The 21,331-nt window shown below is 70.7% G+C and carries 18 protein-coding genes and 1 pseudogene; 6 read left to right on the top strand and 13 right to left on the bottom strand.

Annotated features, from left to right (window positions below; translation table 11 throughout):
- The first annotated feature begins 40 nt into the window (after positions 1–40).
- Positions 41–1,027 carry an SIS domain-containing protein gene (locus tag CDO52_RS12385; protein WP_017616924.1) on the top strand — a complete coding sequence of 329 codons (987 nt, stop codon included), beginning with the start codon at positions 41–43 and terminating at the stop codon, positions 1,025–1,027.
- 38 nt (positions 1,028–1,065) lie between these two features.
- Here CDO52_RS12385 and CDO52_RS12380 read toward each other — a convergent pair whose 3' ends face one another.
- The 10 genes and pseudogenes from CDO52_RS12380 to hisD all read right to left on the bottom strand — a co-directional run bounded on the left by CDO52_RS12380 (position 1,066) and on the right by hisD (position 11,356).
- Positions 1,066–2,916, bottom strand: a complete 1,851-nt coding sequence (locus tag CDO52_RS12380; RefSeq protein ID WP_017616925.1) for an ABC transporter ATP-binding protein — start codon at positions 2,914–2,916, stop codon at positions 1,066–1,068.
- Complete coding sequence (locus tag CDO52_RS12375) at positions 2,913–4,829, bottom strand: ABC transporter ATP-binding protein (RefSeq protein ID WP_026125445.1); 1,917 nt, start codon at positions 4,827–4,829, stop codon at positions 2,913–2,915. The genes CDO52_RS12380 and CDO52_RS12375 overlap by 4 nt, the downstream gene beginning before the upstream one ends.
- A 257-nt stretch (positions 4,830–5,086) precedes the next feature.
- Positions 5,087–5,548, bottom strand: coding sequence for a peptidoglycan-binding domain-containing protein (locus CDO52_RS12370; RefSeq protein WP_083919688.1), 462 nt, complete (start codon positions 5,546–5,548; stop codon positions 5,087–5,089).
- Between the two features lie 181 nt (positions 5,549–5,729).
- Positions 5,730–6,500, bottom strand: coding sequence for an imidazole glycerol phosphate synthase subunit HisF (hisF, locus tag CDO52_RS12365; protein ID WP_017616928.1), 771 nt, complete (start codon positions 6,498–6,500; stop codon positions 5,730–5,732).
- The gene (gene priA, locus CDO52_RS12360) at positions 6,497–7,228 is read right to left on the bottom strand and encodes a bifunctional 1-(5-phosphoribosyl)-5-((5-phosphoribosylamino)methylideneamino)imidazole-4-carboxamide isomerase/phosphoribosylanthranilate isomerase PriA (protein ID WP_017616929.1); all 732 of its coding nucleotides are present in this window, start codon (positions 7,226–7,228) and stop codon (positions 6,497–6,499) included. Before priA ends, hisF begins: the two co-directional genes overlap by 4 nt.
- Before the next feature lie 108 nt (positions 7,229–7,336).
- A complete protein-coding gene (hisH, locus tag CDO52_RS12355; RefSeq protein WP_017616930.1) occupies positions 7,337–7,972 on the bottom strand; it encodes an imidazole glycerol phosphate synthase subunit HisH in 636 nt (211 codons plus the stop codon).
- A 78-nt stretch (positions 7,973–8,050) separates the two neighbouring features.
- Positions 8,051–8,212 carry a hypothetical protein gene (locus tag CDO52_RS28130; RefSeq protein WP_017616931.1) on the bottom strand — a complete coding sequence of 54 codons (162 nt, stop codon included), beginning with the start codon at positions 8,210–8,212 and terminating at the stop codon, positions 8,051–8,053.
- Positions 8,212–8,805, bottom strand: coding sequence for an imidazoleglycerol-phosphate dehydratase HisB (gene hisB, locus CDO52_RS12350; RefSeq protein ID WP_017616932.1), 594 nt, complete (start codon positions 8,803–8,805; stop codon positions 8,212–8,214). Before hisB ends, CDO52_RS28130 begins: the two co-directional genes overlap by 1 nt.
- Positions 8,806–8,866: 61 nt before the next feature.
- On the bottom strand, positions 8,867–10,051 hold the full coding sequence (locus tag CDO52_RS12345; protein WP_017616933.1) for a histidinol-phosphate transaminase: 1,185 nt from the start codon (positions 10,049–10,051) through the stop codon (positions 8,867–8,869).
- Positions 10,048–11,356: pseudogene (hisD, locus tag CDO52_RS12340) on the bottom strand (histidinol dehydrogenase). Before hisD ends, CDO52_RS12345 begins: the two are co-directional and overlap by 4 nt.
- Positions 11,357–11,649: 293 nt before the next feature.
- Here hisD and CDO52_RS12335 point away from each other — a divergent pair.
- From CDO52_RS12335 to CDO52_RS12320, 4 genes are all read left to right on the top strand, one after another.
- Positions 11,650–12,213: a ferritin gene (locus CDO52_RS12335; protein ID WP_017616935.1), complete on the top strand. Its 564-nt coding sequence runs from the start codon at positions 11,650–11,652 to the stop codon at positions 12,211–12,213.
- A 50-nt stretch (positions 12,214–12,263) separates the two neighbouring features.
- The gene (locus CDO52_RS12330; protein WP_017616936.1) at positions 12,264–12,947 is read left to right on the top strand and encodes an LON peptidase substrate-binding domain-containing protein; all 684 of its coding nucleotides are present in this window, start codon (positions 12,264–12,266) and stop codon (positions 12,945–12,947) included.
- 136 nt (positions 12,948–13,083) lie between these two features.
- On the top strand, positions 13,084–13,563 hold the full coding sequence (gene ybaK, locus CDO52_RS12325; RefSeq protein WP_094932397.1) for a Cys-tRNA(Pro) deacylase: 480 nt from the start codon (positions 13,084–13,086) through the stop codon (positions 13,561–13,563).
- A 155-nt stretch (positions 13,564–13,718) separates the two neighbouring features.
- Positions 13,719–14,915: a TIGR04222 domain-containing membrane protein gene (locus tag CDO52_RS12320; protein WP_017616939.1), complete on the top strand. Its 1,197-nt coding sequence runs from the start codon at positions 13,719–13,721 to the stop codon at positions 14,913–14,915.
- A 17-nt stretch (positions 14,916–14,932) separates the two neighbouring features.
- Here the strand turns inward: CDO52_RS12320 and CDO52_RS12315 are convergent, their stop codons facing one another.
- Positions 14,933–15,517: a hypothetical protein gene (locus tag CDO52_RS12315; protein ID WP_017616940.1), complete on the bottom strand. Its 585-nt coding sequence runs from the start codon at positions 15,515–15,517 to the stop codon at positions 14,933–14,935.
- A 100-nt stretch (positions 15,518–15,617) separates the two neighbouring features.
- Between CDO52_RS12315 and CDO52_RS12310 the strand changes: the two genes are divergently transcribed.
- Positions 15,618–16,133 carry a DinB family protein gene (locus CDO52_RS12310; protein ID WP_026125447.1) on the top strand — a complete coding sequence of 172 codons (516 nt, stop codon included), beginning with the start codon at positions 15,618–15,620 and terminating at the stop codon, positions 16,131–16,133.
- A 97-nt stretch (positions 16,134–16,230) separates the two neighbouring features.
- On the opposite strand, the gene CDO52_RS12305 is transcribed toward CDO52_RS12310, so the two are convergent.
- Positions 16,231–17,088, bottom strand: a complete 858-nt coding sequence (locus tag CDO52_RS12305) for a PadR family transcriptional regulator (RefSeq protein WP_017616942.1) — start codon at positions 17,086–17,088, stop codon at positions 16,231–16,233.
- Positions 17,089–17,327: 239 nt separating this feature from the next.
- Positions 17,328–20,894, bottom strand: coding sequence for a DNA polymerase III subunit alpha (gene dnaE / locus CDO52_RS12300; RefSeq protein ID WP_017616943.1), 3,567 nt, complete (start codon positions 20,892–20,894; stop codon positions 17,328–17,330).
- Between the last annotated feature and the right edge of the window lie 437 nt (positions 20,895–21,331).

Raw genomic sequence — 21,331 nt, 5'->3', positions numbered from 1 at the left:
GACGGGTCGTGTCGTCGATGTTCGATGAGTCAGGAGTCATGTGACCGCCGAGTTGCTCTCCGCCGACCTGGCGGGCAAGCCAGGGGCGCTGACCGCGCTGGCCGACCGCCTGGCGCGCCGTGACCCCTATGCGGCGCTGCCCTCCCTGCTGGACGACGAGCCGGCCGGGGTGCTGCTGCTGGGCACGGGCGGCGCCCGCTACGCGTGTGAGGCGGCGGCGGAGCGGATGCGGCGGGCCGGGCTCGGGGCCGTCGCGGAGTACGCCTCGACGACGGCGTCGCTGCCGCCGGGGCCGGACACACTGGTGGTGGCGGTGTCGCTGGGCAGTGGGCTGCGGGAGCTGTGCACGGCGCTCGACCACTACGTGGAGCGGTCGGCCGTCATCGTGCTGTGCGACGATGCGGACTCCCCCGTGGCGCGCTACGCCGACGTCCTGGTCCCGCTGTTGTCCGGGGAGGAACGCAGTGGCCTGGCCTGCAGCGGATACATGAACGCGCTGGCGCTGCTGCTGCTCCTGGGGCACCAGCTGGGGGCTCCCGTGCTGGGGGCGACGGCGGATCTGGGCCAGACGCTGCGCCGCAGCGCCAACGCCATCTCCGACCTCGTGGAGCGGGCGCCGGGGTGGGTGCCCGAGGCGGCCAAGGCGCTGGACTCCCCCGACGGTGTGCACTTCGTCGCCCCCGTGGAGCGGCTGTGCTCGGCTCGGCAGGCGGCGCTGGCGGTCCGGCAGGGGCCGGTGCGGGCCGCGCACGCGGCGGAGTCGGCCGAGTGGTCGCACACCGGCCGCCACCTCGCCGCGATCTCCGACTACCGGGCGGTGCTGTTCACCGGCTCGCACTATGACGACCGCGTCGCCGAACACCTGTTGCAGCTGCGCGGCGCGTTCGTGGCCGTGGGCGGCGCGGTCGAGGGCGCGGAGGTGAACCTGCGCTACCTCGGGGACACCGACCCCGACGTGCGGCTGCTCACCGAGCCGGTGGTCGGTGAGCTCCTCGCCGCCCACTGGTGGGCCGAACGCGGCGTCTGACCGCGCGGCCCGCCGACCGGCCCACCGCCCCTGGCCCGTCAGGCCGAGCTGTGCACCCAGGAGGCGTGCAGGTCGGCGTAGATGCCCGGGGTGGCGACCAGGTCGGTGTGCGTCCCGCGCTGGACGAGGCGCCCGGCGTCGAAGACGAAGACCTCCTCGGCGGCCTCGGCCGTGGACAGGCGGTGGGCGATGGTCACCGATGTCCGGCCGTGGGTGAGGCGGTCCAGGGCACGCTGGATGCGGACCTCGGTGTGCGGGTCGACCGCCGAGGTGGCCTCGTCCAGCACCAGCAGCTCGGGGTCGGCGATGTAGGCCCGGACCAGCGCCACGAGCTGGCGCTCCCCCGCCGACAGGGATTCGCCGCGCTGGCCGACCGGGGTGTCCAGGCCGTGCGCGAGCCCGCCGAGCCAGTCGGCGAGCCCGAGTTCGGCGATGGCGGCCTCCAGCTCGGCGTCGGTGGCCTCGGGGCGGGCGAAGCGGATGTTGTCGCCCAACGAGCTGTCGAACAGGAACCCCTCCTGGGGGACCATCACGACGCGGCTGCGCAGCGAGGAGAAGGCGACGTCGCGCAGGTCCACGCCGTCGAGCAGGACGCGCCCGTGCAGCGGGTCCATCAGCCGGGTGAGCAGCTTGACGAAGGTGGTCTTGCCCGAGCCGGTCTCGCCCACCACGGCGACCCGGGTGCCCGGCCGGATCTCCACGTCGACGTCGTCGAGCACGGTCGGGCCGTCGGGGTAGGCGTAGCTCACGTGGTCGAAGCCGACGGACACCGGACCGCGCGGCAACTCCCGTCCGGCCTCGCCGGGGTCGGCGATGTCGGGGACGGTGTCGAGCACGCCGAGGACGCGCCGCCATCCGGCGATGGCGTTCTGCGCCTCGTTGAAGATCTCGGTGGCCATCATCATCGGCATGACGAACAGCGTCACCAGGAACAGGAACGCCACCAGCTCGCCGGGGGTGATGTCGCCGCCGATGCCGATCAGCACCCCGGCCACGACCACGGCGGCGTTGCCCACGGCGGCGACGATCTCGGCGAACGGGGAGACCGCCATGGACAGCCGCTGCGCCCTGACCTGGGCCGTGCGGGTCGCCAGGACGGTCTCGTCGATGCGCCGGGCCGTGCGCTCCTCGGTGCCGTGCGCCCGGATGACCGCGGCGCCCATGACGGTCTCGCCGATGGCGCCGAGCATGTCGCCGGTACGCTCGCGCACCTTCAGGTAGGCCTTGGACAGCAGCTTCTGCAGCCACCGGACGCCGAACATCAGCGGCAGGAAGCAGACCCACACCAGCAGGGTGAGCTTCCAGGAGTAGACCGCCATGAGGGTGGTGGCGATGAACAGCTGCCCGGTGCTGATGATCAGCAGCAGGCCGCCCCACTGCATGAACGTGGAGATCTGGTCGACGTCGGCGGTGACCCGCGAGACCAGCGCGCCCTTGCGCTCGCTGTTCTGGGTGAGCACGGACAGGTCGTGGACGTGCCGGAACGCCTTGCGGCGCAGCGTGGCCAGACCAGACTCGGTGGCCCGGTACAGCCGCAGGTTCATCAGGTAGGAGCAGACCATGGTGACCAGCAGCAGCACGGCGCACAGGCCGACCGTGGCGGCCACAAACGACAGGTCGGGCTCGCCTCCGCCGGCGCCGAGGCCGTTGTCGATGACCTGTTGGATCGCCATGGGGACGATGACCTTGCCCAGCGTGGCCACGACCGCGAACAGCAGGGTCAGCCTGAGGCCGCGGGTGAACTCCGGGGACAGCTCCAACCCGCGGCGGATGGTGCCCAGAGCGGAGTCGTTCGACCGGTGCAGGGTAGTGGTGCCCGCCCCGCCGCCGGCGGCGGCGGTCGGCTGGTCGGTGTCGCGCCGGGTGGGGGTGGTGGCAGGGGCGCTCAACGGACGATCTCCTCGGACGTGTCGACGTTCTCGGCGCGGCCGGTCGCCCGCGCCTCCCTTTCCTCCGCGGCCCGCTCGTAGGCGGTCACCAGGCGCTGGTAGCCGGGCGAGCGCTCCAGCAGCTCGCTGTGCGTGCCGCGGTCCCGCACGGTGCCCTGTTCCAGGTAGATGACGTCGTCGGCCAGCTCGATAGTGGCCCTGCGGTAGGCGACCACGACGACGGTGGCGGCGAGGTCGGTGTCCCGGAGCCCGGCCAGGATCTGGGCCTCGACCTGCGGGTCGACGGCCGAGGTGGCGTCGTCGAGGATGAGCAGCCGGGGGCGGCGCACCACGGCGCGGGCCAGGGCCAGGCGCTGCCGCTGGCCGCCCGACAGGCTCGTGCCGCGTTCGCCGAGGCGGGTGTCGAGCGCGTTGGGCAGCGCCGCGACGAAGGAGTCGGCGCGCGCCAGCCGCAGTGCGGCCCACACGTCCTCGTCGGGCACGTCGGCGCCGAGGGCGACGTTGTCGCGCACGGTGTCCTCGAAGACGAAGGTCGACTGCGGCACCAGCGCGGCGACGCGGGACAGCTCCCCCTTCTCCAGGTCGCGCACGTCGGTGCCGTCGTAGCGGACGGTGCCGGTGTCGGGGTCGACGAGACGCATGAGCAGGGTCGTCAGGGTGGACTTGCCGGAGCCGGTGGGGCCGACGAGCGCGACGGTGCGGCCCGGGGCGATGTCGAACGCGACATCGTGCAGGACCGTGGAGCGCGGCGCCTCGGCCGCGTCCGGGGCGTCGACGAGGTCGCGGCGGCCACTCGTGCCGGGCTCGGTGTAGCTGTCCTCGTAGGAGAAGGCGACGTCGGTGACGTCGACCCCGATGCCGCCGGTCCCGCTGAGGCGGGTGGCGCCGTGCTCCATGGTCCCCTCGGACGCCAGCACGTGCTGGACGCGGTCCCAGCCGACGACGCTGCGCGGCAGGTCGCCCAGCAGCCAGCCGAAGGAGCGGATGGGCAGGGCGAGCAGAGTGAACAGGAAGGCGATCTGGACGAGGTCGCCGGGCACGATCGCGCCGGTGGACAGCCGCCACATGCCCACCATCAGTACGGCGAGCACGCCGAGGTTGGGCAGGGTCTCCATGACGGGGTCGAACATCGAGCGCATCCGCCCGACCTGGATCTGGGCGTCGCGGAGCCGGTGGGCGGCGGCGGTGAACCGTTCGGTCTCGGTGTCCTCGCGGCCCAGGGTCTTGACGACCAGCGCGCCGTCGAAGGACTCGTGGGCGACCTCGCTGACCTCGGCGCGCAACGCCTGGGCGCGTGTGGCCATGGGGGCGACGCGGCGCTGGAAGGCGACGTTGGCGGCGAAGAGCAGGGGAAAGACGACGAACCCGACGAGGGCGAGGACGGGGTCGGTGACGACCATGGCGACGGCCGCGATCAGGAGCAGGAAGAGGCTGCCGATCACCATGGGGAGGGGGGCCAGGGGCTGCCATGCGGCCTCGACGTCGGCGTTGGCGTTGGACAGCAGCTGGCCGGTGGGGTGGCGGTGGTGCCAGGCCAGCGGGAGTCGCAGGTAGGTGCGGGCGACCTCGCGGCGGTAGCGGGCCTGCATCCGGAACTGCATGAGCCCGGCGAACAGCCGCCGCGCGGCGAGTCCGGCGGCCTTGAAAACGCCGATGCCGATGAGCAGGGCGGCCGCCGCGGCCAGCGCGGCGACCGTGGTGCGGCCCTCGGCGAAGGCGGGGAGGATCGTGGTGTCGGTGATGTGGCCGAGGACGGATGCCGATCCGACCGTGACGGCCGCGTGCAGGGACGCTCCGCCGACGGCGATGGCGCACACCCAGGGTTCGGTGCGCATGGCGACCCACAGCACCCGCATGCCGCGGCGGAACACCCCGGAGTCGGGCCTCGGCCCCGTCGTGCTTCCGTCGGACATGCGTAACCCCCGCTACCTCGGCGACCCCGGAAAACAGCGCATGCCATCCGGTGACAGGACGGCATGAGCGGTGACAACCTACTCCGCGTGGCGGCGTAGAGGACACCGATTTCTTCAGCATCGGGCGGGGACGGGCTATTCCCTTGGGAATCGTCGCAGGTGGCGGCGGTTTGATCCGGAACACGCGGGACGGGCCGGTCCGCCCGTAATGGGCGGACCGGCCCGTCGCTATCGCGTGCGGTGGGTGTCGGAGCGGCTTAGCGGCCGATGATGACCAGGTAGGTGAAGGTTTGGATGCCGACCTCGCCGTCGACATCGATGCTCTGCGACCTTTGGAAGTCCCGCACGGCCTGCTCGGTCAGCGGACCGAAGTCACCGTCCACGGCCAGGTGGTAGCCGTGGCCCTCGTTGAGCGCGTACTGCACTGCGCGGACCAGGTCCGAGAAGTCCCCCCGTCTGACGACCCCGAACAGGGTGCGCATCTGCGTCCAGGTCGCGTCGTCGACCGCGCTGGTGAGCCGGAGGTAGTAGTCCCCCTGGAACTTGCGGACGGCCTCCTCCAGCATGTGGTCGAAGCGGTCATCGATCGAACCGACGTTGTAGCCGAAGTCCTGGAGGACGTACTCCACAAAGCCGACACGCCAGTGGATGCGGCCGATCTTGAGCACGTCCCACCAGCTCGGCGACTGCGTTACCGGGCCACTCGGCTTTCCTGACATGTGAGATCCCCCTTCTCACTTGCACGCTCACTGCGTGTGTACGGGAGGATGCGCAGCTCAGGGCCGTGGTTTTCGAAAAGCGGAAAGTACCACCATGTAGCCATGCTTCGCTCACTGGAGCACCAAGGGGACGTTGCCCATGCGCCAGGGGTCTGCTGGGTGGCGTTCCTCGCGATGTCGGCTAGCGCACGGCGTGGCCGTGGGCGCGCAGTTCCGCCTTGACGTCGGCGATGGTGAACTCGCCGAAGTGGAACACCGAGGCGGCCAGCACCGCGTCGGCGCCCGCGTCGATGGCCGGGGGGAAGTGCTCGACCTTGCCCGCGCCCCCGCTGGCGATGAGGGGGATGTCCACGACGGCACGCACCTTGCGGATCAGCTCCAGGTCGAACCCGGCCTTGGTGCCGTCGGCGTCCATCGAGTTCAGCAGGATCTCGCCCGCGCCCAGCTCGGCGACGCGCGCACACCACTCCACGGCGTCGATGCCGGTCCCCTTGCGGCCGCCGTGCGTGGTGACCTCGAACCCGCTCGGGGTGGGCTCGCCGTCGGTGACCCGGCGGACGTCGGCGGACAGCACCAGGACCTGGCGGCCGAACCGCTCGGCGATCTCCCGGATGAGCTCGGGGCGCGCGATCGCGGCGGTGTTCACTCCGACCTTGTCGGCCCCGGCGCGCAGCAGCCGGTCGACGTCCTCGGCGGTGCGCACGCCGCCGCCGACCGTGAGCGGGATGAAGACCTGCTCGGCGGTGCGGCGCACCACGTCGTAGGTGGTCTCCCGCTCCCCGCTGGAGGCGGTGACGTCGAGGAAGGTGAGTTCGTCGGCGCCGTCGGTGTCATAGCGCGCGGCCAGCTCCACCGGGTCGCCGGCGTCGCGCAGGTTGGCGAACTTGACGCCCTTGACGACGCGCCCGGCGTCGACGTCGAGGCAGGGGATGACCCGGATCGCCAGACTCATCGGGCGCTCACCGCCGCCAGCGCCTCCTGGAGGGTGAACGCGCCCTCGTAGAGGGCCGTGCCCATGATGGCGCCCTCGACGCCGACCGGGGTCAGGGTGGCGATGGCCAGCAGGTCGTCCAGGCTGGAGACACCGCCGCTGGCCACCACGGGCTTGTCGGTGCGCTCGCAGACCGTACGCAGCAGGTCCAGGTTGGGGCCCTTGAGGGTGCCGTCCTTGTTGACGTCGGTCACCACGTAGCGGGCGCAGCCCTCCGACTCCAGCCGCTCCAGGGTGGCGAACAGGTCGCCGCCGTCGCGGGTCCAGCCGCGGGCGGCCAGCGTGGTGCCGCGCACGTCGAGGCCGATGGCGACCTTCTCGCCGTGCTCGGCGATGATCTTGGCGCACCACTCGGGGTTCTCCAGCGCGGCCGTGCCGATGTTGACGCGCGTGCAGCCGGTGGCGAGCGCCGCGCGCAGCGACTCGTCGTCGCGGATGCCCCCCGACAGCTCCACCTTGACGTCGAGGCGGCCGACGATGCCGGTCAGCAGCTCCCGGTTGTGGCCGCGTCCGAAGGCGGCGTCCAGGTCGACCAGGTGGATCCATTCGGCGCCGGCGTTCTGCCAGGCCATGGCGGCCTGCAGCGGATCGCCGTACTGGCCGCCGGAGCCGGCCTTCCCCTGGACGAGCTGGACGGCCTGGCCGTCGGCGACGTCCACAGCGGGCAGGAGTTCGAGGGTGGAGGACATGGGTTGTGGGCGACCTTCACTTCAGACGGGTTGGGGTCGAATCAAGCATGCCAGACGGGGGCGTGACGGGCGCGGGTGCCGCTCCAGCGCGGCGGAGCGGGCGGCTGCTCACAGCGTGGCGACCCAGTTGGCCAGCACCTTGGCACCGGCGTCTCCGGACTTCTCCGGGTGGAACTGGGTGGCGCACAGCGGGCCGTTCTCGACCGCGGCGACGAACGGGCTGCCGTGCGTCGACCAGGTCACCTTGGGCGCGGCGATGTGCTCGCTGGTGGGCTCCAGCTTCCAGTCGAGCACGCCATAGGAGTGCACGAAGTAGAAGCGCTCGTCGGCGCCGATCCCCGCGAACAACCGGGACCCCTCGGGGATGTCGAGGGTGTTCCAGCCCATGTGCGGGACGATGGGGGCGCGCAGGCGCTCGACGGTGCCGGGCCACTCAGCGCACCCCGCACTCGCCACGCCGTGTTCGACGCCCTGCTCGAAGAGGACCTGCATGCCCACGCAGATGCCGAGCACGGGGCGGCCCCCGGCGAGCCTGCGCCCGATGACGCGGTCGCCCTGGGCGGCGTGCAGCCCCTCCATGCAGGCGCCGAACGCGCCCACGCCGGGGACGACGAGGCCGTCGGCGTCCAGGGCGGCCTGCGGGTCACCGGTGACGGTGACCTCGGCGCCGGTGCGTTCCATGGCCCGCTGCGCCGAGCGCAGGTTGCCCGATCCGTAGTCGAAGATGACGACGCGAGGCTGCACGGGGAATCGTGCCTTTCCAGTTGCCGGCGGTGCCGGGATCCTATGGCCGACCCGGGTCGCTGCGCCGGGTCGGCCGCATCAGCCGAAGTAGCCCAGCCGCAGCACGCCGGACGCGACGGCCAGGACGGTGCACAGGCCGAGAGCGGCGGCCAGGACCTTGTTCATCTTCCAGGAGGCGATAGTGCCACCGAAGAGCAGTCCGCCCAGCGCGATGAGCAGGACGGCCCACATGTCCTGCATTACAGGGCGCCCTTGGTGGAGGGCACGCCGGACACGCGGGGGTCGCGCTCGCAGGCGAAGCGCAGGGCGCGCGCGAAGGCCTTGAACTGGCACTCGACGATGTGGTGGGCGTTGCGGCCGTAGGGCACGTGGATGTGCAGGGCGACACGGGCCTGGGCGACGAACGACTCGAAGATGTGCCGGGTCATCGTGGTGTCGTAGTCGCGGCCGATGACCGGGGCCATCGGCTCGGGCTCGGTGTGCACCAGGTAGGGCCGACCCGACACGTCCACGGTGACCTCGGCGAGCGCCTCGTCGAGCGGCACCTTGGCGTCGGCGAACCGGCGGATCCCGACCTTGTCGCCCAGCGCCTCCTTGAACGCCGCGCCGAGCGCGAGCGCGGTGTCCTCCATCGTGTGGTGGGAGTCGATGTGCAGATCGCCCTCGGTGCGCACGGTCAGGTCGAACAAGCCGTGCTTGGCGAGCTGGTCGAGCATGTGGTCGTAGAAGCCGACGCCCGTGGAGATGTCGGAGACACCGGTGCCGTCAAGGTCGATCTCGACGACGACCTTGGTCTCCTTGGTGGTGCGTTCGACGCGGCCGATGCGGCTCATTGGACTCGGACTCTCCTGGTCTGGTGGTGGGGGGGACGGTGGACGGGCGCGCTCGGCCTCCCTAGGCCCCGGGGCTCCCCGACGCCCCGGGCCCGGCGGTCTCGTCATGCTGCTCACGCGCGGCGGGCAGGTCGGCCGTCACCCGGAGCAACGCGTCGCGGAACGCCGACATTTCCTCCGGCGTGCCGACGGTGACGCGCAGCCACCCGGCCGGTCCGACCTCGCGGATGAGCACGCCGTGGTCGAGCAGACCACGCCAGACGGCCGCGCGGTCGGTGAACTCACCGAACATGACGAAGTTGGCGTCGGAGTCGGCCACGGTGAACCCGTGGTCGCGCAGCCAGGCGACCAGGGCGTCGCGCTCCCCGCGCAGCTGCTTGACCGCGCCGAGGAGTTCGTCGGAGAACTCCAGCGCGGTGAGCGCGACGATCTGGCTGACCGCCGAGAGGTGGTACGGCAGGCGGACCAGCTGCAGTGCGTCGATCACGGCCGGGTTCGCGGCGAGGTAGCCCAGCCGCGCCCCGGCCATGGCGAACGCCTTGGACATGGTCCGGCTCACGATCAGCCGGGGGTGGTCGGGCAGCAGCGACAGGGCGCTGGGGGTGTTCTCGCGGCGGAACTCGGCGTAGGCCTCGTCCACCACGACCATGCCCGGCGCCACGGCGGCGACCTCCCGGATCACCTCCAGCGGCAGCGCCGTGCCGGTGGGGTTGTTGGGCGAGGTCAGAAAGACGATGTCGGGCCGGTGGCGGGCGATCGCGTCCTTGGCGGCGTCGAGGTCGATGGTGAAGTCGGCGGCGCGCGGCACGCTGACCCACTCGGTGCCGGTGACCCCGGTGATGATGGGGTGCATCGAGTAGGACGGCTCGAAGCCCATGGCGGTGCGCCCGGCGCCGCCGAAGACCTGCAGGATCTGCTGCAGCACCTCGTTGGAGCCGTTGGCGGCCCACACCTCGCGGACGTCGAGGTCGTGGCCGAGGTAGGTGGCCAGGGCGGCCCGCAGCCGGGTGGCGTCGCGGTCGGGGTAGCGGTTCAGCCCGCGGGCGACGTCGGCGACGCCGCGGGCCAGAGCGGCGGCGAGCTCCTCGGAGGGGGCGTAGGGGTTCTCGTTGGTGTTGAGTGCGTAGGGCACGTCGAGCTGCGGCGCGCCGTACGGGGTCTTGCCGCGCAGGTCGTCGCGGATCGGCAGGTCCGCCAGGCGGAACCCCGCGGCGGCCTCTTCGACGGCTTCCTCGCGCCGGATCACTGGGCGCCCCCTTCGGTCCGGCCCACGCGGGCGCTAACGGCTTCGCCGTGGGCGGGCAGGTCCTCGGCCTCGGCGAGCGCGACGACGCTCGGGGCGATCTCGGCCAGCGCGGCGCGGTCGTACTCCACGACGTGGATGCCGCGCAGGAAGGTCTGCACGCTCAGCCCCGAGGAGTGGTGGGCGCTGCCGCCGGTGGGCAGCACGTGGTTGGAGCCGGCGCAGTAGTCGCCGAGGGAGACGGGGGCGAAGTCGCCGACGAACACGGCGCCGGCGTTGCGCACCCGGGCCGCGACGGCGACGGCGTCGGCCGTCATGATCTCCAGGTGCTCGGCGGCGTAGGCGTCGACGGCGGCGATCCCCTGGTCGAGGTCGTCGACCAGCACGATGCCCGACTGGCGGCCCCCCAGGGCCTCGGCGACGCGCTCGCTGTGCTTGGTGGCGGGGACGCGTTCGGCCAGCTCGGCCTCGACCCTGTCGGCGAGTTCGGGGGACGGGGTGACCAGCACGGAGGCCGCGATGACGTCGTGCTCGGCCTGGCTGATGAGGTCGGCGGCGACGTAGCCGGGGTCGGCGGTGTCGTCGGCGAGGATGGCGATCTCGGTGGGGCCGGCCTCGGCGTCGATGCCGATGACGCCCTTGAGCAGGCGCTTGGCGGCGGCCACCCAGATGTTGCCCGGCCCGGTGACCATGTCGGCGCGCGCGCACTCGCCCGCGCCGAAGGCGAACATGGCGACGGCCTGGGCGCCGCCGACAGCGTAGACCTCGTCGATGCCGAGGAGGGCGCAGGCGGCCAGGACCGTGGGGTGCGGCAGGCCGCCGAAGTCGGCCTGGGGCGGGGAGGCCACGGCGAGCGAGCTGACCCCGGCCTCCTGGGCGGGCACCACGTTCATCACGACGCTGGAGGGGTAGACGGCGCGGCCGCCGGGGACGTAAAGGCCCACGCGGCCGACGGGCACCCACCGCTCGGTGACGGTGCCGCCGGGGACGACCTGTGTGACGGTGTCGGTGCGGCGCTGGTCGGCGTGGACCTTGCGGGCACGCTGGATGGACTTCTCCAGGCCCGTGCGCACGGCCGGGTCGAGCTCCGCGAGAGCCGAATCGATGGCCGTCCGGGGACGCGGATGTCGTCGAGGCGGACACCGTCGAAACGCTCGGTGAGCTCGATCAGCGCCTCGACGCCCGATGGCGGACGTCGTCGCAGATCGGGCGGACCTTCTCGGTCGCGGCCTCGATGTCGAGCTCGGCGCGCGGCAGCAGGTCACGCGGGTCGCCAGGGGTTCCTCGGAGGTCGATTCGGGAGATCACCCCTTCATTCTAGGGGTCGGGCGCCTCACCTGCTCCTACGGGCGGCACGCGTCGCACCGGTCGCGGCCGGACCGGACCGCGCGCGGACGCGCGGTGCGCCCCGCCTCGCCCGCTGTCCCCCGACTCCGCCCTGTCGGTCCCGTTTTAGGGAAGCCTCACCATAAACGCCACGAATAAGTGTCGCCTAACTTTGGAACACCTAACCTAATTTCCATTCTGAAAGGCTTGCCTCAGTGCTCGACGTTACCTTTCGAATGTTCGACTCGGCCATTGTTTCGCGTTATTGTTGAAGCATGGCTTCCACGACAAAGAGCGCCGACCACGGCCTTTCCAAGTTCCACCGCCTCCTCATTGACCAGGTGCGTCATGAGTTCACGGCCTCGCACCAGTACATCGCGCTGGCCGCGTGGTTCGACGCCCGCGACCTTCCGCAGCTGGCCCGCGTGTTTTACCACCAGTCGCTGGAAGAGCGCGACCACGCGATGATGATCGTGCGCTTCCTGGTCGACAGTGACGTTTCGGTTTCGATCCCGCGGGTCGACGAAATCCAGAACGATTTCGACACGCCGCGCGACCTTGTCGCCCTGGCGCTGCGCCAGGAGCGCGAGGTGACCGACCAGTTCCACATGCTGATGAAGGTCGCGCGCGACGAGAACGACTACACCGGCGAGCAGTTCCTCCAGTGGTTCCTCCAGGAGCAGACGGAGGAGGTCGCCAAGATGTCGACGCTGCTGGCCGTCGTCGACCGCAGCGCCGGGAACCTCTTCGACGTCGAGGCGTTCGTCGCCCGTGACATGCCCGACGAGAGCGGCGATGGCGCGGACGCTCCGAGCACCGCGGGTCCGGCCCTGACCTGACGGGCGGACGCGGACGACAGGCGCCAGGGCCGGTCGGGCATACTTGTTCAATGCCTGACCGGCTACCGCTGTTTCCGCTCGGGAGCGTGCTGTTCCCGGGGCTCACCATGCCGCTCCATGTGTTCGAGGAGCGGTATCGCCGACTCATGTCCGAGCTGTTGGGGCCTGCCGAGGACGCGGGAGAGGCCCAGCAGTTCGGGGTCGTCGGGATCGAGCTCGGGCACGAGGTCGGAGCGTCGGCCGCGCACCAGCTGTCCGACGTCGGCTGTATGGCCGAGGTCCGCAGTGTGCGCAGGCACGACGACGGCCGGTACGACCTCGTGATCGAGGGCCGGTCGCGCTTCCGCGTCGAGGAGGTCGACGACCCCGACGACGACCGCCCCTACCTGCGGGCGGCCACCACGCTCATCCCCGACGAACTGGGAGCCGGCGCCGAGGAGCAGGCCGAGCGGGCCAGTCGGCTGTTCCGCGTCTACTGCGAGCGGCTGACCGGCATCGGTATCCCCACCGAGCCGCCCGCGGAGTTCCCCGCCGACCCGCTGCCGCTGTCGTACGCGGTCGCGTCCGCGCTCGTCCTCGACCAGCGCGACAAGCAGGCGCTGCTGGAGGCCGATCACGCGGCGGCGCGCCTGGAGCTGGCCTCCGCCCTGATGCGGCGGGAGAACCGCGTGCTCACGGCCCTGCCCACCCTGCCCGCCGGGCCGCTGCTGCGTCGGGAGGTCAACCTCAACTAGTGCGGTGCCCCGGCTCTCTCCCCCGCCCCGCGCCCGCCCTCGCCCGTGTTCCCGCTGACCCCGCTGACCCCGCTGACCCCGCTGCGGGGCATACCATGCGGCTGATCAGCGTCGCCACGAGTCGAGCAGGAGCGTCATGAGCGGAAAGGGCACCCCCGCCACGGTCGCGGCCACCCGCGCCAAGGTTGGGTTCTCCCTCCACCCCTACGAGGCCTCCGGCGACGGCGGCGCGTCCTACGGGGAGGAGGCCGCCGACGCGCTGGGGGTGGGCCGCGACCGGGTGTTCAAGACGCTCGTGGCCGAGGTCGACGGCGCGCTCACGGTGGGCGTCGTGCCGGTCGACGCCAACCTGGACCTGAAGGCGCTGGCAGCGGCGGTCGGCGGTAAGAAGGCCGCGATGGCCGACCCAGCGGCGGCCGAGCGCGCCACCGGCTACGTGCGCGGCGGCATCAGCCCCCTCGGCCAGCGCAAACGCCTGCCCACGGTCATCGATGCGTCGGTCGGCGGACACGCCACCGTCTTCGTCTCCGCCGGACGGCGCGGGCTTCAGATGGAGCTCTCCCCCGCCGACCTGATCCACCTGACCGGGGCGGCCACCGCCGACCTCCGCGCCTGAGGCGACGGCCCGGTCTCCCCCCCCGCGGTCCGAGGGCCCGATCCAGCGTGCCCGCGCCGCGCCACGCGCGCCACCCTCTTCTCACGGCGGCCTTGGAGGCCTAACGTTGAGGAACCAGGCGAACACAATAGGGCGCGCGTGGAGGATGAGGCGCGATGGTGGTCGAGGCGGTCGTGCTCGGCACTGTGCTGTGCTACCTCGCGATAGCGGGCTGCTACGCGGCCACTCGCTACGGTTATCGCCGCATTCTGGCGGCGGGCCCTCGACGTCCCGCTGTCGGCGCCGAGGAGCTGACCCCGTTCGAGCTGGGGATGCTCGCCGGAGGCAGGCGGCGGCTGGGTGAGGTCGCCCTCGCCGAGCTGTACCTGAGCGGGCGCGCCGTCGCCCATGGGCACGGTATGGTGGCCCGTCCGTGGCAGGCCGAGCAGCGGCCCGCCCCCGATGCGCTGGCCCCCTTCACCCGGGTCCTGGACGCACGCCTCCCCGCGGGACGCGCCGTCCCCGCCGACCACCTGGTGGCGGCGGCGTCGACGAGCGACGCGACGACGGTGCTGCTGTGGCGGCTGCGCCGCCTGGGGCTGCTCTTCTCCCCGGAGCGGATGCGCCGGGTGACCTTCGCGCGCAACGCGGCGTGGGGCCTGCAGGTCCTCATCGGAGCTGCGGGGGTGCCGTTCGCCGGAGGCGCGGCGGTTGCAGCGATGATGGCGCCCCGCGAGCCGGTCGGGATCGTGTTCGTGCTGCTGGCCGGGCTGTTCCTGGCCTATCCCTTCCTCCTGCATCTGACGCACCGGGTCATCGGCGGTGTGCGGGCGGCGGTCCTCGCCGCCTTCATCGTCACGGCCGCGGCGGCCCCGGCGGCCGAGCTGCCGCGCGAGCTCATCGCGGCGCTGGGGCTGTTCCTCGGCTGGTTCGCGCTGTACGGCGTGTACCGGCTGACCGGGGGCGGTCTGGGGCCACGCACGAGAGCCGGGGACGCGGTGCTGGCCGAAGCCCGATCCGACCTCGATCCGTCCGCCCGAGCGGAACCGCCGGAACCGCTGGAACAGCCGGGGCACGCGGAAGCGCGGGATCGACCCCGGCCGCGCGGCCCGGCGCTGCGCGCCACCGCCCTGCTCGGTTTCCGCGAACTGCGCCGCCGCCCGGGCAAGCGGGGTCTGCGAGCACCGGGGTGTCCGGGTCTCGGCCTGGTGCGGTCGTTCGCCACGGCCTGCGGCCGCGGCGTCGGCGGGCCGGACGGGGGTCTGGTGGGCGACTTCACCGGTGTGCCCGGGAGCACCGCCTGGCGTCGCGTGGGCGGCGGCGTGCCCACGGTCGGGCGGCACCATCATCCGCACCATCCGCGCGGGGACTAGCGCGGCGGCCGCGGGGCTCAGTGCGCGGCGGGCTCGTTGCGCGGCGCGTCCACGGCCGGTGCCGATGCGTCCTGCTCACGCTGGTGGGGGAGGTCACGGCGCCACAGGCTGACCGCGTCGAACAGCCCGTACTGCAGGACGGCGACGAAGGGCCACAGCATCAGGGCGCTCAGTGCCCGCAGCCCGAGTCCGGCGGTGACGACGTCGCCCGGTTCGGCCTCGGCGACCGCGCGGGCGAAGGCGCCCGCGTCCAGACCGACCCCGATGCGCCAGGCGACCAGCGATCCGAGCACGGAGCCGGCCGCCAGGCCCAGCAGGCAGGCCAGCCGGAGGTCGACGCGTTCGCGTGCGCACAGGCGGTACTGCACCAGGTAGGAACCGTAGCCGCAGAGGATTCCCGCGCACATCATCATGACGGCGAAGTAGCCCTCGGAGGCGAACAGGGTCTGGGAGACGGGGAAGGGGGCGGTCGTCCCGTCGCCATCGATGACGGTGACGCTGGGCCGGGGGGTGATCAGCCACCACAGCAGGCCGAGCGGGATGCCGAGCGCCGCGACGCTCCCCAGCGTCGCCGCGCCCACGACCAGTCGCCGCCGTGTCACGGGTCGACGCTCCTTATTGCTCTGCACTCTTCGAATCTATCCGCCGGTGCCGGGGGAAAAACCGGTGGTGCTGTGTTCGTGCGCACGTGACAATGCCCGGATGACGAACACGATGGATCGTTTCGACCCGCCGATGTCGGCCGACGAGCGCACCATGCTCACCTCCTGGCTGGACCGGCACCGGGCAACGGTGCGGGAGAAGTGTGCCGGGCTCGACGCGGGACTGTCGTCGTCGGCTCCGCTGCCGACGTCGCCGCTGATGTCGATCGGCGGCGTCGTTTCCCATCTGCGCTGGGTGGAGCACTATTGGTTCGAGGTCCGCCTGCTCGGTGTGCGTGATCGGGCCCCGTGGTCCCCCGACGACTGGGACGCCGAGTTCCGCGTCGGCGCGGAGCGCCCCCTCACCGAGCTGCTCGACGAGTACGACGCGCAGTGCGCGCGCTCCCGGGAGATCACCGCCAAGCTCGAACTCAACAGCAGTGCCCGGGTGTCCACGGAAGGCGAACAACGGGCCACGCTGCGCTGGGTCCTGATGCACATGGTCGAGGAGACGGCGCGGCACAACGGCCACCTGGACATCCTCCGCGAACTGGCCGACGGCAGGACGGGAGAATGAGCAGTGGGGTGGGGGACGCGGCCCTCTCCGGCCGCGTCCCCCACCCCACGGGGTTACCGGCGCCGGTGCGGTCCGCACCAGCCGGTGGGGCGCCGATCTAGGCGTCGCCCTCCTCGCCGTCCTCATCGACGTCGGTGTCGTCCTCGGCGAGGATGCGGTAGAGGCCGCGCTTGGTCTCGGCCAGCAGCCGCTTCGCCCGGTCCAGCTGCTCGGGGGTTCCGGCCTGGGCGACCTGTGCCGCCGCCGCGGACAGCTGGTAGGCGAGGGAGCTGATCTCGCCATAGCGTGCCATGGAGTCCATGTACTCCTCGTGCACCGCCTCCCACGGCGGGGTCAGCTCGGCCGCGTTCTCCTCGACGTAGGCGTGCCCCTCATCGGTCAGTTCGAAGGGGCGGCGCCGCCCGCCGCCGGACGCCTCGGCCGGACGGACCAGGCCTTCGTCCTCCAGCTGCTGCAGCATCGGGTAGACCGAGCCGGGGCTGGGCCGCCAAGCGCCGTTACTGCGCTCTTTGCCCTCGCGGATGATCTCGTACCCGCTGCGGGGCTCCTCGGCCAGGAGCAGCAGGATCCCGGTACGGACGTCACCCCGCCGGGCCCGCGGCCCGCCGCGGCGCCCGCGGCCCCGGCCTCCGCCGAACATCCCCTCCATCGGATGCCCGTGCGGGACCTGCGGGCCGCCCCACGGCATGTTCGGCGGGAAGGGAGGCTGCGGCGGGTGCGGCGGGTGGAAGCCGCCGCCCGGCCCGCCGGACCCTCCCATCGCCATCCATCCCTCCGGTGCCCACGGACCGCGCCGACCGCGTCCGCCGCTCCGTCCGCGCCACCGGGGCCCGCGGCCGCGCCCGCGCTCACCGTCGCCCTCGTGGCTGTGGTCCTCGGGGACCTCCCAGCCGCCGGCGATCGGCTGCTTCTCCGGGCGTCCGCCCCAGGCCCACGGCATCGCCATCTCTGTCATCTCGTTCTCCTTCGGTTGGTGACAACGTCGATCCATCGTGATCAATGTCGATAGTTCATCTCCTATCGAGATAGTTCTACGATATATCGCTAACTCACTCCGGTCAAGACCGACCGCCGACACCAACGGAGCGCGAGGAGCACCGACCACAGGCACCGTCCCCGCCCCCGCGCAGGCACGAAAAAGGGCGGGGAGGGGCCGTGCCCCTCCCCGCCCGACACCACGGCCGGAAACTCGCGTCAGTACGTGACCGCGTCCGGCCCCAGCAGGGACTTCACATCGCCGGAGAACTCCGGCCCCACCTGGATCGGGTAGCCCGGGATCTCGAACACCCGGCTCTTGACTGGGTGGTCGACCCGGATCGTCAACGGGGTCTCGCCCCGGTGGGCCTTCAGGACCTGCTTGAGCTCATCCACCAGCTCCGGCGTGAGGCGCTTGTCCTGCACGGTGAGCAGCATGGGGGGCGGCCCCTCCGAGACGTGGGAGATGTCCAGGATCGACATCTCGGAGGCGAACATCGACCAGGTGCCGTCGCGGTCGTTGAGCCGGCCCTTGACGGTGACGGCGGTGTCCTCCATCAGGGCGTCCATGTACAGGGGGTAGGTCTTGGGGAAGAACAGGACTTCCATGCTGGCGTCCAGGTCCTCCACCGTGGCGATGGCCCACTGGTTGCCCGCCTTGTTCACGCGCTTGTCGACCTTGGAGATCAGTCCGGCGATGCGGACCTCACCGCGCTCGCCGCCGCGCTCACCCGCCACGATCTGGGTGATCGAGGTGTCACGGGACCGGGCGAGGATCCGCTCGGCGCCCGAGAGCGGGTGGCTGGAGACGTACAGGCCGAGCATCTCCCGCTCGAACGCGAGCTTGGTCTTGCGGTCCCACTCGTCATCGCCCCAGTTGATGTTGAGCCCGATGGGCGTGGAGTCGCCCGCATCGGCGTCCCCGCCGCCGAACAGGTCGAACTGGCCGTTCGCCTCCTGCTTCTTGGAGCTGATCATCCCCTCGACCGCGGTCTCGTGGTGGCGGTACAGCGCCTGGCGTGGCTGGCCCAGCGAGTCGAAGGCACCGGCCTTGATCAGCGATTCGACGACGCGCTTGTTGCAGGCCGCCAGCTCGATCTTGGACAGGAAATCGGTGAAGGAGCTGAACTTGCCCTTCTCGGTGCGGGTCGTGGTGATGGAGTGGACGACGTTCCCACCCACGTTGCGGACGGCGCCCATACCGAAGCGGATGTCCCGGCCGACCGGGGTGAACCGCAGACCGGACTCGTTGACGTCGGGGGGCAGCACATTGATGCCCTGGGACCGGCATTCGGCCAGGTAGACGGCCATCTTGTCCTTGTCGTCACCGACAGACGTCAGAAGGGCCGCCATATAGGAGGCGGGGTGGTTGGCCTTGAGGTAGGCGGTCCAGTAGGAGACGAGCCCGTACCCGGCGGTGTGCGACTTGTTGAACGCATAGCCGGAGAACGGCAGCATGACGTCCCACAAGGCCTGGACGGCCTCCTGTGAAAAGCCCCGTTCCTTGGCGCCCTCGAAGAACTTGACCTCTTCCTTTTCGAGGGCTTCCTTCTTCTTCTTGCCCATCGCCCGGCGCATGAGGTCGGCGCCGCCCAGGCTGTACCCGGCCAGCTGCTGGGCGATGGCCATGACCTGCTCCTGGTAGACGAGCAGGTGGAAGGTCTCACCGAGGATCGGCTCAAGGGCAGCCTCGAGCTCGGGATGGATCGGGGTGATGTCCTGCCGCCCATTCGAGCGGTCGGCGTAGTCGTTGTGGGCGTTCGCCGCCATGGGGCCGGGCCGGTAGAGCGCGAGCACAGCGGCGATGTCACCGAACTTCTTCGGTTCCATGCGCTTGAGCAGGTTGCGCATCGCGCCACCGTCGAGCTGGAAGACGCCGAGGGTGTCACCTCGCGACAGGAGCTTGTAGGTCTTCTCGTCATCGAGCGGGAGCGTCGGCAGATCGATGTCGATCCCCTCGGCCTCCTTGACGTTCTTCACCGCGTCGTCGATCACGGTGAGATTCCGCAGGCCGAGGAAGTCCATCTTGAGCAGGCCCATTTCCTCGCACTGAGGGAATGGGAACCCGGTGATGATGGCGCCGTCGGTGTCGCGCTTGTGCAGGGGGATGACGTCGAGGAGCGGTACGTCGGAGAGGATGACGCCAGCCGCGTGGACGCCGGTGCCGCGGGTCAGGCCCTCGATACCGCGAGCGGTCTCCATAACCTTGTTGACCTGCTGATCCTTCTCCATCAACGAGCGCAGCTCGGTCGTTTCCGCGTGCCGCTCATGGTCCTCGCTGTAAACGGCGTCGAGCGGGATCTCCTTGCCGTTGGCAGCTGCGGGGAAGGCTTTGGTGATCTGGTCGCCGAGGGAGTAGGGGAACCCGAGGATCCGGGTCGAGTCCTTCACCGCGGCCTTGGCCTTGATAGTGCCGAAGGTCAGGATCTGGGCTGTGTTCTCCTCCCCGTACATGCGAGTGACATAGTCGATCATCTCGCCGCGCCGACGCTCGTCGAAGTCCAGGTCGACATCGGGCATGGTGACACGTTCGGGGTTGAGGAACCGCTCGAAGATGAGGCTGTGCTCGATCGGGTCAAGGTCGGTGATGCCCAGGACGTAGGCGACCATCGAGCCGGTCGCCGAGCCCCGGCCCGGGCCGAGGGCGATGTCGTTCTTCCGCGCGTACTGGCAGATGTCGGCGACGACGAGGAAGTAGGCCGGGAAGCCCATGGACTCGATGATGCCGAGTTCGTACTCGATCCGCTGGCGCACTTCCTCGCTTGCCCCGTCGGGGAAGCGTGTGGGGATGCCGCGCTCGACTTCCTTCTTCAGCCAGGAGAGCTGGCTTTCGCCCTCGGGAACAGGGAACTTAGGTGACAGGTCCCGGGAAGCGAAGACGTTGTCGTAGGCGTCGGGGGCGATGCGTTCGGCCACGAGCAGCGTGTTCTTGCACCCCTGCGCCCACTCGTCGAAGTTGAGGATGCCGCGCATCTCGTCGGCGGTCTTGAGGTAGTAACCCGCACCGTTGAACCGGAACCGCGTGGGGTCGTCCAGGTTCTTACCGACACCGACAGCCAGCAACGCGTCATGCGCGGTGGCCTGGCTCTCGTAGACATAGTGCGAGTCGTTGGTGACCAGCGGCGGGATGCTGAGTTCCTTGCCGACTTTCAGGAGCCCGGAGCGGACCTGCTTTTCGATGTCCACGCCGTGGTCCATCAGCTCCAGGAAGACGTTCTCCCGGCCGAAGATGTCCTGCAGCTTGGCGGCGTACTCGATCGCCTCCTTCTCCTGGCCGAGTCGCAGGCGCGTCTGCACGCCACCGGAGGGACAGCCGGTGCTGACGATGATGCCCTCGCTGTACTGGGACATCAGTTCCAGGTCCATCCGGGGCTTCATGTAGTAGCCCTCAATCGACGCGAGTGAGGAGAGGCGGAAGAGATTGCGCAGCCCGATCTCGTTCTCTGCGAGCATCGTCATGTGCAGGTAGCGGCCACCACCTGAGATGTCCTTGCCACCCTCGGTTGAGGCGTCGTCCGTACCCGCCGAACGTCCCCACTGGACCCGCTTCTTATGGAACCGGGACTCTGGCGCGACGTAGGCCTCGATGCCGATGATCGGTTTGACGCCGGTGCCCTGCGACTGCTGGTAGAACTCGTAGGCGCCGAACATGTTGCCGTGGTCTGTCATTGCCACAGCGGGCATTCCCTGGTTTGCCGCCTCCGCGAAGAGCGGCTTGAGCTTCGCCGCTCCGTCGAGCATCGAGTACTCGGTGTGGACGTGCAGGTGAGCGAAGGAATCGGCCATGACGTGGCTGCTCCGTATATGGCTCGTGAGTCGGATGGTGCCTCACGAGCTTAGGACCTTCACACGGACTCCGCAGCCGGTTGTGGATGGCCCCAGATTTGCGGCCCAGGCCCTGAACTCAGCTCGGCTCAGGACCTGGGCTCCGACGGCGACGTACGTCACGGCGCTATTCTCGACATCGTTATCACCACAGAGCCACCTCATCGGTGCTGTCCGGTCATCAGCCCAGACGGGTGATCTGATGAGTCACTCTCAACAGCACAGGACGAGCACCTGGTCGGAGTTTGTGTCAGGTGTTCGGCCCACCCGGACAGGTGCACTCGGACTGGTGATTCCCGCAGTCCCGGCAGTCTTCCCCTGACGCTGGCATGGGAACCTCCGCTTCCTCTCGACCGGTTATCACTCACGGCAGGTGACCTGCCGCACACCCAGAATCG

Origin of the sequence: Nocardiopsis gilva YIM 90087, from assembly GCF_002263495.1 — a bacterium.
GTDB lineage: Bacteria > Actinomycetota > Actinomycetes > Streptosporangiales > Streptosporangiaceae > Nocardiopsis_C > Nocardiopsis_C gilva.
Note: the sequence above shows the minus strand (reverse complement) of the source record. Positions and strands in the feature narration are given on the sequence as shown.